This window comes from Rubrilithobacter danxiaensis, from assembly GCF_047272945.1.
GTDB lineage: Bacteria > Bacteroidota > Bacteroidia > Sphingobacteriales > Sphingobacteriaceae > Rubrolithibacter > Rubrolithibacter danxiaensis.
Window position 1 is genome coordinate 130,746 of record NZ_JBKOPS010000005.1, and the last position, 12,377, is coordinate 143,122.

At 40.3% G+C, this 12,377-nt stretch carries 9 protein-coding genes; 6 read left to right on the plus strand and 3 right to left on the minus strand.

Translation table 11 applies throughout. The annotated features are described in order from the left end of the window. From pgmB to ACLCDL_RS07915, 4 genes are all read left to right on the plus strand, one after another. Positions 1–699: a beta-phosphoglucomutase gene (pgmB, locus tag ACLCDL_RS07900; RefSeq protein WP_423147740.1), complete on the plus strand. Its 699-nt coding sequence runs from the start codon at positions 1–3 to the stop codon at positions 697–699. Positions 700–762: 63 nt separating this feature from the next. Further along, a complete protein-coding gene (locus tag ACLCDL_RS07905) occupies positions 763–3,084 on the plus strand; it encodes a glycoside hydrolase family 65 protein (protein ID WP_423147741.1) in 2,322 nt (773 codons plus the stop codon). Positions 3,085–3,088: 4 nt separating this feature from the next. Further along, positions 3,089–4,906 carry an alpha-amylase family protein gene (locus tag ACLCDL_RS07910; RefSeq protein WP_423147742.1) on the plus strand — a complete coding sequence of 606 codons (1,818 nt, stop codon included), beginning with the start codon at positions 3,089–3,091 and terminating at the stop codon, positions 4,904–4,906. 29 nt (positions 4,907–4,935) lie between these two features. Beyond that, complete coding sequence (locus tag ACLCDL_RS07915; protein ID WP_423147743.1) at positions 4,936–6,282, plus strand: MFS transporter; 1,347 nt, start codon at positions 4,936–4,938, stop codon at positions 6,280–6,282. A gap of 241 nt (positions 6,283–6,523) precedes the next feature. Here ACLCDL_RS07915 and ACLCDL_RS07920 read toward each other — a convergent pair whose 3' ends face one another. The 3 genes from ACLCDL_RS07920 to ACLCDL_RS07930 form a co-directional block, all read right to left on the minus strand. Continuing rightward, a complete protein-coding gene (locus tag ACLCDL_RS07920) occupies positions 6,524–7,087 on the minus strand; it encodes a DUF4136 domain-containing protein (protein ID WP_423147744.1) in 564 nt (187 codons plus the stop codon). 306 nt (positions 7,088–7,393) lie between these two features. Continuing rightward, positions 7,394–8,770 (minus strand): sensor histidine kinase, encoded by a 1,377-nt coding sequence (locus ACLCDL_RS07925; RefSeq protein WP_423147745.1) that lies wholly within the window; start codon positions 8,768–8,770, stop codon positions 7,394–7,396. Continuing rightward, the gene (locus ACLCDL_RS07930; protein ID WP_423147746.1) at positions 8,718–10,070 is read right to left on the minus strand and encodes a sigma-54-dependent transcriptional regulator; all 1,353 of its coding nucleotides are present in this window, start codon (positions 10,068–10,070) and stop codon (positions 8,718–8,720) included. Before ACLCDL_RS07930 ends, ACLCDL_RS07925 begins: the two co-directional genes overlap by 53 nt. A gap of 240 nt (positions 10,071–10,310) precedes the next feature. Between ACLCDL_RS07930 and ACLCDL_RS07935 the strand changes: the two genes are divergently transcribed. Next, positions 10,311–11,567: an efflux RND transporter periplasmic adaptor subunit gene (locus tag ACLCDL_RS07935; RefSeq protein ID WP_423147747.1), complete on the plus strand. Its 1,257-nt coding sequence runs from the start codon at positions 10,311–10,313 to the stop codon at positions 11,565–11,567. A gap of 114 nt (positions 11,568–11,681) precedes the next feature. Further along, positions 11,682–12,359, plus strand: coding sequence for an ABC transporter ATP-binding protein (locus ACLCDL_RS07940; protein ID WP_423147748.1), 678 nt, complete (start codon positions 11,682–11,684; stop codon positions 12,357–12,359). Positions 12,360–12,377 lie beyond the last annotated feature (18 nt).

The following is a 12,377-nucleotide window of genomic DNA, read 5'->3' on the forward strand; positions in this document are numbered from 1 at the left end:
ATGACTGAAATAATTGAAAATAAAGCGGAGAACGCCGCAGTTGGAATTAAACGTCCTGTTAAGGCCTGTCTTTTCGATCTGGATGGGGTACTCGTAGATACCGCGGTTTATCACTACAAATCATGGAGAAAGCTTGCAAACGAATTGGGCTTTGATTTTACTGAAGAAGAGAATGAGCAGTTAAAAGGTGTAAACCGGATAAGGTCGCTTGAACTGATATTGGGATGGGGCGGTGTTCAGAAATCCAAAGATGAAATAGAACAGCTGGCAGCGGTAAAAAATAACTGGTATGTTGAAATGATCAACGAGATGAGTCCTGCCGAAATATTGCCGGGAGCAAAGGAGTTTTTGCAGGAGGTTAAGAAAGCAGGAGTAAAAACAGCTTTGGGGTCTGCAAGTAAAAATTCGGCTATTATTCTTCAGAAAACAGGCCTTATATCATTTTTTGATGCCATTGTCGATGGCAATACGGTTTCGGCGTCAAAACCCGATCCGGAAGTATTTCTTGCCGGTTCAACAGCATTACAAGTTGATCCGGAATACTGTGTGGTTTTTGAAGATGCTATTGCAGGCGTTGAAGCCGGAAAAGCAGCAAGAATGCGGGTAGTGGGGATAGGCTCGCCGGAAGTGCTAAAAAATGCCGACCTGGTTGTAGGCGGGCTGTTTGAAATGACTATAGATAAATTACAAAATATATAAATTATTGCGGAAACAGTCTTAACGGATAACAAGCAGTTAAGGCAAGTTTGGTGGCGAGGTGCTATGAAAAATTATATTAAAGTTGACGAGTGGAATATTATTGAAGAGGGTTTTGATCCGCATCAGAACAAAATCTCCGAAAGTATTTTCAGCTTGGGAAATGGCCGCATGGGCCAGCGGGCAAATTTTGAAGAAAGCTACTCTGGCGAAAGCTTGCAGGGAAATTATATTGCGGGCGTTTATTATCCGGATAAAACCCGTGTTGGCTGGTGGAAAAATGGCTATCCTGAATATTTTGCCAAGGTTTTAAATGCGGCAAACTGGATTGGAATAGATGTAAAAATAGGTGAAGAGAAACTCGACCTGAATCATTGCAAGGTTTCGGGATTTAAACGAGTTCTGAACATGAAAGAAGGCTATTTAGAGCGATCTTTTATAGCAGAATTACCGAGTGGTAAGCAGATTAAAGTAAACGCAGTCCGTTTTTGCAGCATTGTTGATGATGAAGCGGGAGCTATAAAATATGCAGTTACCTCTTTAAATTTCGATGATGCGGTTACCATTACCGCTTATATTGATGGTGACGTAAAAAATCAGGACTCCAATTATGATGAAAAGTTTTGGGATGGGGTGTACCGGGAAGTAAATAATCGGGAGGCTTACCTCACTCTTCGTACAAAGAAAACGGAGTTTGAGGTGTGCAGCGGAATGTTATACTCGGTATCCTTAAACGGAGGGCAAATAGCTGTAGGTTCAAAAGAAATAAGTCGTGACAAATTTGTTGGAAGTACGTTTTCTGTTCCTTTGAAAGCGGGACAGGAACTAACAGTCTACAAGTTTGCAGCGAATCTTTCCTCAGAAAACTACCCGAAAGAAACACTTTTATCCAACTGTAAAAACCAGATTCATAAACTGGCTGATAAAGGATTTGATAAAATGAAACAGGAGCAGGCTACGACCTGGGCAGAAAAATGGATCGAAAGTGACATTGCAATTGAAGGAGATCCGGCAGCGCAGCAAGCTATTCGCTTCAATATTTTTCAGTTAAATCAAACCTATACCGGCGAAGATTCCAGGCTGAACATTGGTCCAAAAGGATTTACCGGGGAAAAATATGGCGGTTCAACGTACTGGGATACTGAAGCCTACTGTGTGCCTTTTTATCTTGCCACGGCTTCGCCTGAAGTGACTAAAAACCTGTTGATCTACCGCTACAAACAGTTGCAGAAAGCAATAGAGAATGCACAGAAACTTGGCTTTAAGAATGGAGCGGCGCTTTATCCGATGGTTACCATTAATGGTGAAGAATGCCATAACGAATGGGAGATAACGTTTGAAGAGATCCATCGGAACGGAGCTATCGCTTTTGCAATATATAATTATATCCGGTATACCGGCAATCAGGATTACCTTGCAGATTACGGGCTGGAAGTTCTGGTTGGTATTGCCCGTTTCTGGAGCCAGCGTGTAAACTGGAGCAAGGAAAAAAATCAATATGTAATATTGGGGGTAACAGGGCCCAACGAATATGAAAATAATGTAAATAACAACTGGTACACAAACAGAATTGCTTGCTGGAGTTTGCAATACGCCCTGGAAGCACTGGAATACGTAAAGCAGACATCTCAGGATAAATACAATTCATTGCTGTTAAAGCTTAATTTTAATGAACGGGAAGAGACTGCAAACTCGCAGCATATCATCGAAAATATGTACTACCCGGAAGATAAGAACCTGGGAATTTTTCTGCAACAGGATGGCTACCTGGATAAAGAGCAGATTCTGGTGAAAGACCTGGACCTGAAAGAACGGCCGTTAAATCAGAAGTGGAGCTGGGATCGTATTCTGCGTTCCTGCTATATCAAGCAGGCCGACGTGTTGCAGGGGCTTTATTTTCTGGAAGATCGGTATGATGAAGAAACCATTCGCCGGAATTTTGATTTTTACGAGCCTCGTACGGTTCACGAAAGTTCTCTTTCACCCTGTGTTCATGCCATTTTAGCCGCTAAACTGGGAGATGAGCAACGAGCTTATGATTTTTATTTACGTACTGCCCGGCTCGATTTAGACGATTATAACAACGATACAGAAGATGGCCTTCATATCACTTCTATGGCCGGTACCTGGATGAGTGTGGTAGAAGGCTTTGCGGGAATGAGAGTTCGCAATGGGGTTTTATGTTTTAACCCTTTTTTGCCGGGCAGGTGGAAGACGTTTTCCTTTAACATCCGTTTTCGCAACGCTCTTCTTACTGTAAAAATCAGCAAAGAAGGCGCCTGTTTAAGTAACAGATCTTCAACGGAGATTACGGTAAAAATATTCCAAACACTTTATACACTGAAAGGGAACGCGGAAGTTTTTGCAGAATCCGGGCTAAAAGTTTAAAGAAATGAAGATAAGCAGAACACTTTTTGTCCTGATTTTCATGGTAAACTATTCATCGTTTGCCCAGTCCTACAATAATAGAATGGTATCTAAAACTAATCCTGAAAAGGAAATTATAAAAGATAATAAGCTTATTATTTACCAGATGATGGTGAGGCTTTTCGGTAATAAGAACAGCACAAATAAGTTTTATGGCTCAATTAAAGAAAACGGTTGCGGAAAGTTTAACGATGTTACTGATAAAGCTTTAACAGAATTAAAAGAGCTTGGCATATCTCATGTATGGTACACGGGCGTAATTGAACATGCAACCATGACTGATTATTCCAGGTTTGGAATAAAGGTTGATGATCCGGATATTGTAAAAGGCAGGGCCGGTTCGCCTTATGCAGTTAAAGATTATTACGATGTCGATCCTGATCTGGCAGTTGATGTTAAAAACAGGATGGCTGAGTTTGAAAGGCTGTTGCAGCGTACACACAAAAACGGGTTAAAAGTAATCATGGATTTTGTCCCGAATCATGTTGCACGAACATACCATTGGGATTCAAAACCGGCAAACGTACAGGATTTTGGTGAGCAGGACGATAAAACCAAAGCGTTCGACCCTCGAAATGATTTTTACTACATTCCGGGGGAAGAGTTTGTAGTGCCTGAAGGAACAAACGCAGGAGGAGAGGACTTTTACAGTCCCTTAAAAGACGGGAAATTCCATGAAGTTCCTGCAAAAGCAACGGGAAATAATGTTTTTTCTGCAACTCCGTCTTTAAACGATTGGTACGAAACTGTAAAGCTGAATTACGGGATAGATTACAAGGATAACAATAAAACTTATTTTGAACCGGTTCCTCCTGTGTGGCTGAAAATGAAAGATATCCTGCTTTTCTGGGCGAAGAAAAAAGTGGACGGCTTTCGGTGCGATATGGTAGAAATGGTTCCCGTTGAATTTTGGAGCTGGGTTATCCCGGAAGTGAAAAAAGTAAACCCTGCTATTATATTTATTGGAGAAGCATACAATCCTCAAGAATACGAAACGTATTATACAAAAGGGAAATTTGATTTTTTGTATGATAAAGTGGGTTTATACGACGGAATTAAAAAGCTTATTAAAAATGAAGAGAATGCCGATATAAAGGATATTACAAAGGTATGGAAAGAGGAAAGCAAGAATTATTCTTCCCGTATGCTTCGTTTCCTGGAAAATCACGACGAAGAAAGAATTGCCTCTGAAGAATTTGCTCAAAATCCCTGGCTGGCAGTTCCGGGTATGGTAGTATCTTCGACCTTAGGCAGTGGGCCTGTTATGATCTATTTTGGACAAGAAACAGGAGAGCCTGGAAAGGGCACGGAAGGGTTTGGTGGCGATGACAGCCGCACCAGCATCTTTGATTACTGGGGTGTTCCTGAACATCAGAAATGGATGAATGAAGGACAGTTTGATGGAGGAAGATTATCTCCGGACCAAAAAAAACTGCGTAATTTTTATAAAACCTTACTGACAGTAACTGCCGGTAGTGAAGCTATTCGCAAAGGAGAATTTATTCCATTGGAACAACTTCCGGGCATGACAAATCGTATGTATGCGTATATCCGGTATACACAAAATCAACGCTTGCTCATCCTGGTAAATTTTGAAAGAGAAAAGGAATTGGAAATGAGATTGACTTTACCCGATGAGTTAAAGAAAACCTTGTTAATTCAGAATAAGCAAATACTAAACTTGAAAGATCTGCTCAGCGGCCAGGAAATAAAGGTTCAAGATATCGACGAAGGAATTCCTGTAAAAGTAATGCCTGCCGGAGCCTTGATCTTACAGTTTTAACGAATTGAATTAAAAATTATAAACCTGACATGAACACAATTTTAGAAAAGCCTAAGCTTAGCTTCTGGCAGATATGGAACATGAGCTTTGGCTTTTTGGGTATCCAGTTTGGGTTTGCTTTGCAAAACAGTAACGCTTCGCGGATACTTCAAACCTTTGGTGCAGATGTAGAACATTTATCGCTTTTCTGGCTGGCAGCTCCTATTACCGGTATGATCGTTCAGCCTATTATCGGCCATTACAGCGACCGTACCTGGACAAGACTGGGTCGAAGAAGGCCTTATTTTTTAACCGGCGCTTTACTTGCAGCCCTTGCTCTGATATTTATGCCGAATGCGTCTGTATTAGCTTATTTATTTCCACCAATCTTAGTGGGAGCCGGAATGCTGATGATTATGGACGCCTCTTTTAATGTGGCAATGGAACCTTTCAGGGCTTTAGTTGCAGATAATCTTCCGGATAGTCAACGCAGTCTTGGTTTTTCTACTCAAACCTTTTTAATCGGGATAGGTGCAGTTTTAGGCTCCTGGCTTCCTTATATTTTTTCGGAATATTTGGGTGTAGCTAAAACCGCTGATCCCGGCGAAGTGCCCGATAATGTGATTTACTCCTTTTATGTGGGAGCACTCGTATTGGTTGCAACCCTGGTGTGGACAGTGGTAACTACCAAAGAATATTCTCCCGAAGAACGAAGCCAGTTTCATCCTGAAGAGCCAACAAATGAAAAATCGAAAGGTATCTTATCTATTTTCACCGATTTTTCTTCTATGCCGGTTACCATGCGTCAGTTGGGTTTGGTGCAGTTCTTTTCCTGGTTCGCCTTGTTTTCGATGTGGGTGTTTACTGTGCCTGCAGTTGCGCAGCATATTTATCACGTGCCTTCCAGCGATACTTCTTCTGTAACATACAATGATGCGGCTAATTGGGTAGGAATTTTGTTTGGTATTTACAACGGAGTTTCGGCTTTGTATGCTCTGGTGCTCCCTGCAATTTCACGGGCGACAAGCCGGAAAATTGCACATGCCTTTTCACTTTCGGCAGGAGGTGCAGGATTGCTTTCTATTTTTTTCATTACAGATCCTACTATGCTCATCTTCTCAATGATTGCAATCGGGTTAGCCTGGGGAAGTATCCTGGCAATGCCGTATGCCATCTTATCCGGGTCCATCCCTGCACGAAAAATGGGTGTTTATATGGGTATCTTTAATTTCTTTATCACGTTTCCACAGATAGTAAATGGCTTTTTTGGCGGGATGATAGTAAAGCATTTCTTTGGCGGGCAAGCTATTTATGCGCTTGTTTTAGCCGGTATATTAATGATTCTAGGAGCTATATCTGTGCTGTATGTGCAGGACGGCAAGGTAATACGCAAATAGCAATTCGGGAAGTACCTGTAGAGTATTCTTACCATACATTCAATAATGAAGTGCAAGAGAATAATTCGAAAGGGTACAAAAATTGGAAGTTGCAGCTAGTTGATGTAAGATATGAAGGCATGAAGTAGATATATTCTGCCCCTAAGTCAAGATGGTAGACGCAGTAGCTGCTAGCGCATTCAAATTGATAATAAAATGAGATGAGCAGCCGGTTTTCCTCAAACTACTCATCTTGCTATTTTTATTTAGCGGCTTTATATTTGAATTTCCTGAAAATCGATGAAACCGCTTGTCTTACTTTTGACTCATCTTTCATTATTCCCGGAGTCAAAATTCCGGAAGCAAAGCCCTGCCAAACCATCTTATTTTGGTTATTTGTAATATTTATTATCAGGGTTCCGGCTTTTATATTAGTCCATTGCACATTTTCCGGAGTTCGAACAGTATCACTACCCATCGAAACAACCTGATATCCGTTATAGGTTCTTAATTTGCCGGGCTGTTCAAGTACCATAAAGCTTAGCAGCATATCTGCGTCGCCTTCTGTTTTTTTATATCCCCTGGCATCCAGTTCGTACATAATTGCATCCTTGATCATTTTTCTGCCAGATTCATTATTATAAATAAGAACTCCAGTTGGCCCTACAAATATCTTATCATCGGGTATTTTGTCGATATTGGCAATCCAGTCATAAGTTTTATAACTGCTTATAGATGCATCTAATGCCTTATTCGCATCCACTACCTGTGCTTGCCCTGCTGAAACCAGCCCTATGAATAAGGTTAAAAAAAGTAATTTTTTCATAATTATAAAATTTAAAAATTAAACACTATATTTTCAACCTGACACCTATGGCTTGGTTTTCCAATTTCACACTTAATCAAGAATCGTGAAATAAAAGTTTATTATTTATAACCTAAATGTTGACTTTTAAAAGGGATGTGTGAAATCCAAAGTTTGCTAAGGAGCTAGCAAAGTCTTCAACTTCACCCTTTCTCTCTCCTTTCAAAGGGAAGGGAAATAGCTACTGTTTTTTTGGATTGCCGGTACGCAGGAAGAGCTGTACAATAAGGGAGAGAGGTTCGCAGGATTGAGAGGTTTTGTACATTCCTAAAACGTCAATGTTACCGAGCTTCCTATATTTTCTTTTGAGTTCATCTGAATATTGCCATGGTGAAGCATCATAATCTGTTTGCAGAGTGTTAACCCGATACCGCTGCCATTTTTCTTGGTTGTAAAGAAAGGAACAAATATTTTTTCAGCAACTTCTTCTTTCATTCCGGCTCCGTTATCGCTTACCTTAATAATCGCTTTGCCTTTTTCAAAGCCAGAAGACAGTATAATTTTTGCATGCTCCCGTTCTTTTACTGCATCCATTGCGTTCAGCAATAAATTAATCAGTACCTGTTCCAGTAAAGCAGGATCGGCATTTAAGGCAAGTTTAGAATCTTTCAGAACGATTTCCAGTTCAATATTTTTCTGCTTTAAAGAGGGTTGCAACAGATGATAAAGGTTTTCGAATAAATCTCTAACATAAATCTCTTTAAAATCAGCTTTAGAGATTTTATTTAAGCTTCTGTAAATCTCGGCAAATTTTAATAGTCCCTCACTTCGGCGTTTTATTGTTCCCATTCCCAGTATCATGTCATCCAGTTCGCCTTCCTGGTAATTGCTGCCAAGGCTTTGAAGCTCGTTTTTCAAAGTTTCGGCCAGGGATGAAATGGGAGCAATGGAATTCATTATCTCATGAGTAAGCACACTAAGAAGTTTTTGCCAGGCTTTCGCTTCGGTTTCATCCAACGCTTCATTAATGTTTTGAAAAGCAAGCAGCTTGTAATTCTTATTATCTGTTTTAAATTCGGCGGCAGAAATCAAAAGCTTTGTTGAATTATTATTCGCCTGTACAGAACCTATTTTGGATTCTCCAACAGCTATATGTTCAATTTCTTTAAACAAGAGCGGGTGGAGTTGATTTAATCTCTCGATGGTTGGTAAATAAGGTGCCTGTAAAATATTCTTTGCGGCCTCGTTAAGCCATATCACTTTGCCAGAGCCCAGTTCATAGGATAAAATTCCGGTGTTAATTAGTTCAAGTATCTTTTGCAGGTATTGCTGCTGGTTTTCTTTCTCTTTGGAAAGAGCTTTAAAGGTGGTAGAAATTTCGTTGAAGTTGTGTTTTAATAAACGGATTCCTTCCGAACCTTGCTTCTCGTTATACCTTCTGGAAAAATCGCGGTAGTGTACGGCTTCTGCAAATTCTTTTACTTCTTCATAAATTAGCAGCTGATTTTTAAATATAGCTCTAATCTCTAAAATAAGAACAGGAACCATAAAAATCAGGTACATGTATTGATTCTTCAAAAGAAAAAAACACGCTCCGAATAAAGTAACAGAAAGCAGGAGCACCCGCAGAAGAATTTGAAATTCAAATCGTTTAAATATCATATTTATCCAATCGGCGGTATAAGGCAGTACGTGTAATTCCAAGCTCTTTTGCTGCTTTGGTTATATTGCCGCTATACTTTTCTATTACTTTAAGGATGGTACTTTTTTCCAGCGAACTTAGCTTAAACTCAGCTGGTTCCGGCGGTAATGCTTCTGTTTCTATGGGCGAAAAGATAAGATCTTTGGCATGGAGGACAGAATCTTCAGCCATTATTACAGCCCGCTCTATTGTATATTGTAATTCCCGTACGTTGCCCGGAAAATGATAGCTCATCAGTTTTTCTAATGCCCTGGCATCAAATTCAATTTCCGGCTTCAGGTACTTGGAGGTATATATTTTTGCAAAATGTTTAGCCAGCAGCAAAATGTCAGAACCTCTTTTCCTTAACGGGGGCACCATAATCTCTACCGTATTAATCCGGTAAATTAAGTCTTTCCGGAACCTGCTTTCATTAGCAAATTCTTTTAGCGGAACATTTGTAGCACATATTAAGCGTATATCTATAGGCACAGGTTCGTTTGATCCGAGCTTAATAACCTGCCGGTTTTGAAGTACGCTTAATAGCTTGGCTTGCTGCTGCAGTGAAATATTACCTATTTCGTCTAAAAAAAGTGTTCCGGAACTGGCTGCTTCAAAACGGCCGGTACGATCTTCTCTCGCATCAGTAAAAGCACCTTTTTTATGCCCGAACAACTCGCTTTCAAAAAGACTTTCCGTTAAGGCTCCCACATCAACTTTTACAAAAGGCTTTTTGCTTCTTAATGAATGCTGATGTATAGCAGTAGCGATAAGGTCTTTCCCTGTTCCGTTTTCACCGAGGATAAGTATGTTGGCATCCGTTGGGGCAATCTTTTCTATTTTGCAGAAAATATCCCGCATTGCTTCCGAATCGCCGATGAGTTCAGACAAACAGGTTGATTCTGCTTTTGGGCTTCGCGGTGCAGTACTTTTATCTTTTTTATCCAAGGTATCCTGAAGCACAGCCAGCAGCTTTTCATTGTGCCAGGGCTTAACAACAAAGTCTGAAGCTCCTTCTTTTAAACATCTTACAGCCAAATCTATATCACCGTAAGCTGTTATCATTATTACAGAAGCTTCAGATTTTGCTTCTTTTATCTTCTTTAACCAGTATAATCCTTCGTTCCCTGTATTTATTGCACTTTTAAAGTTCATATCTAAAAGTATCAGGTCAAATTGCTCCCTGCGAAGTAAAGCCGGTAGATTTTCGGGATTCTTGTCGGTTATAACAGATTTTACTTCAGTTTTAAGCAATAGCCTTACCGCAATCAATACATCCGGGTCGTCATCGATTACCAATATGGAAGCCTTTTTCAGTTGCATGTTAAATAATAATATCAGCATGAAGATAAAACAATTATGCCAGTTAATATAATTGACTGGGAGACAAATAAAAACGTTTTTTAAGAAGGAAGTATCCTGTATCGCAAGCGTTCACAAATTGTCCGATAACGAACACTTTCGATCGCTTGATATTAGCTAAATAGTTGATAGTTAGATTTTTGTTCATTTGGCACAAGGTTGTATAACAAGTTATTGTAACATTTTTTAAAATAGAAAACAGTGGACAGAGTTATACCCAAAAAAACGTGGACGACTAAACGGATTACTACGATTGCCGGAGGAGCAGCAGTTATTTTGCTTCTTGCTTCGAGCTACTATTTTACATCCGGGAAGAGCAGGGTTAATGTAAATACAGAACGTATCACAATCAGTGAAATCAAGAAAGGGACGTTTCAGGAATTTATTCCGGTAAATGGTATTGTGCTTCCTATAACAACTATTTATCTGGATGCTGCCGAAGGTGGTAGGGTGGAAGAAAAATATGTGGAAGATGGTGCTATGATGAAAAAAGGCGACCCTATAATGCGCCTTTCAAATACCGACCTTGAACTAAACCTGGCTAACCAGGAAACAGCGGTGTTTGATGTATTGACACAAATGCAGAATACCAAGAACAATGCGCAACAAAATACAATCGGAAAGCTGAACCAAATGGCGGATGTTGATAATGCATTAAAAGAAGCAGAACGGGTTTATAAACTGAATAAAAAGCTTTACGATCAAAAGGCCATAGGCTTGCAGGAATTCAAATCATCAGAGAACTTATATAACTATCAGCTTCGTCGTAAAAAGCTGACATCTGCAGTGCTTAAGCAAGACTCGGTATCAACGAAGCAACAGCTTGAGCAGATGAACGAATCGTATGAACGGATGAAAAACGCTTTATCGCTGATGCGGAAAAAAGTGGGTGATCTGGTTGTTCGAGCTCCTGTGGATGGGCAATTGACCTCAATGGATGCAGAAATAGGACAGTCGAAAAATAAAGGCGAACGCTTAGGCCAGCTGGATGTAATGAGCGGCTTCAAGGTGCGGGCGGATATTGATGAACATTACATTTCAAGAATCTTTACCGGGCTGATGGGAGATTTCAGTTTCAACGATAAAACCTACAAACTAAAAATAAAGAAGGTATTTACACAGGTTACAAACGGACGTTTCCAGGTAGATATGGAATTTGTGGGCGAGGTTCCTAAGGGAATACGCCGCGGACAAACGCTCCAAATAAGATTGGCTCTGAGTGATGAAACACAGGCACTGCTTTTACCAAGGGGAGGATTTTATCAGCAAACCGGAGGCAACTGGATATTTAAACTCAGTGAAAATGGTAAAACAGCGTACAGAGTTGACGTGCAACTTGGAAGACAAAATCCCGATTATTATGAAGTGATGCAGGGACTAAAACCCGGAGATAAGGTAGTGACTTCAAGTTACGAAAATTATGGGGATATGCAGGAATTGGTGTTGAAGAAGGAGTAGCGTATAGCTATGCCAGAAATGGAGCCCGTTATAGAAACGTATATAGAGAGTGTTAAAATTAAATATAAAAATAATTGCTAAAACCTAAAAGCTTTTAGCTCCAACCTGTAAAGTATGATCAAAATTACCAACCTCGAAAAATTTTATCGCACAGAAGAAGTAGAAACTGTGGCTCTGAACAAAATCTCAATTGATGTTAAGAAAGGCGAATTTGTGGCCGTAATGGGGCCTTCCGGATGCGGAAAATCAACCTTACTTAACATTTTGGGTTTGCTTGACGACCTCGATTCGGGGAGCTATCTTTTTAACGGGATAGAAGTGGCAAACTTTAACGAACGTAAAAGATCTGAATTGAGAAAAAACAACATTGGTTTCGTATTTCAAAGTTTTAACCTGATAGATGAGCTTACTGTGTACGAAAATGTTGAACTGCCGCTTATTTATACAAAAACCCCTGCTGCCGAGCGGAAGAAGAAGGTAGAAGCAGTGCTTGATAAGGTACAGATTATGCACCGTCGTAATCATTATCCTCAGCAGCTATCCGGGGGACAGCAACAACGTGTGGCAGTTGCAAGAGCAGTGGTGAACGACCCGAAACTGATACTGGCGGATGAGCCCACCGGTAACCTCGATTCATCAAACGGTAATGAGGTGATGGAGCTGCTTACAGATCTCAATCAACAGGGAACTACGATTGTAATGGTAACACATTCTGAACACGATGCCCGCTACAGCCATCGTATCATACGGATGCTTGACGGGCAGGTAGTACTTGAAAATATAATGGTTTAGTTAAATTTTGATGTCCTT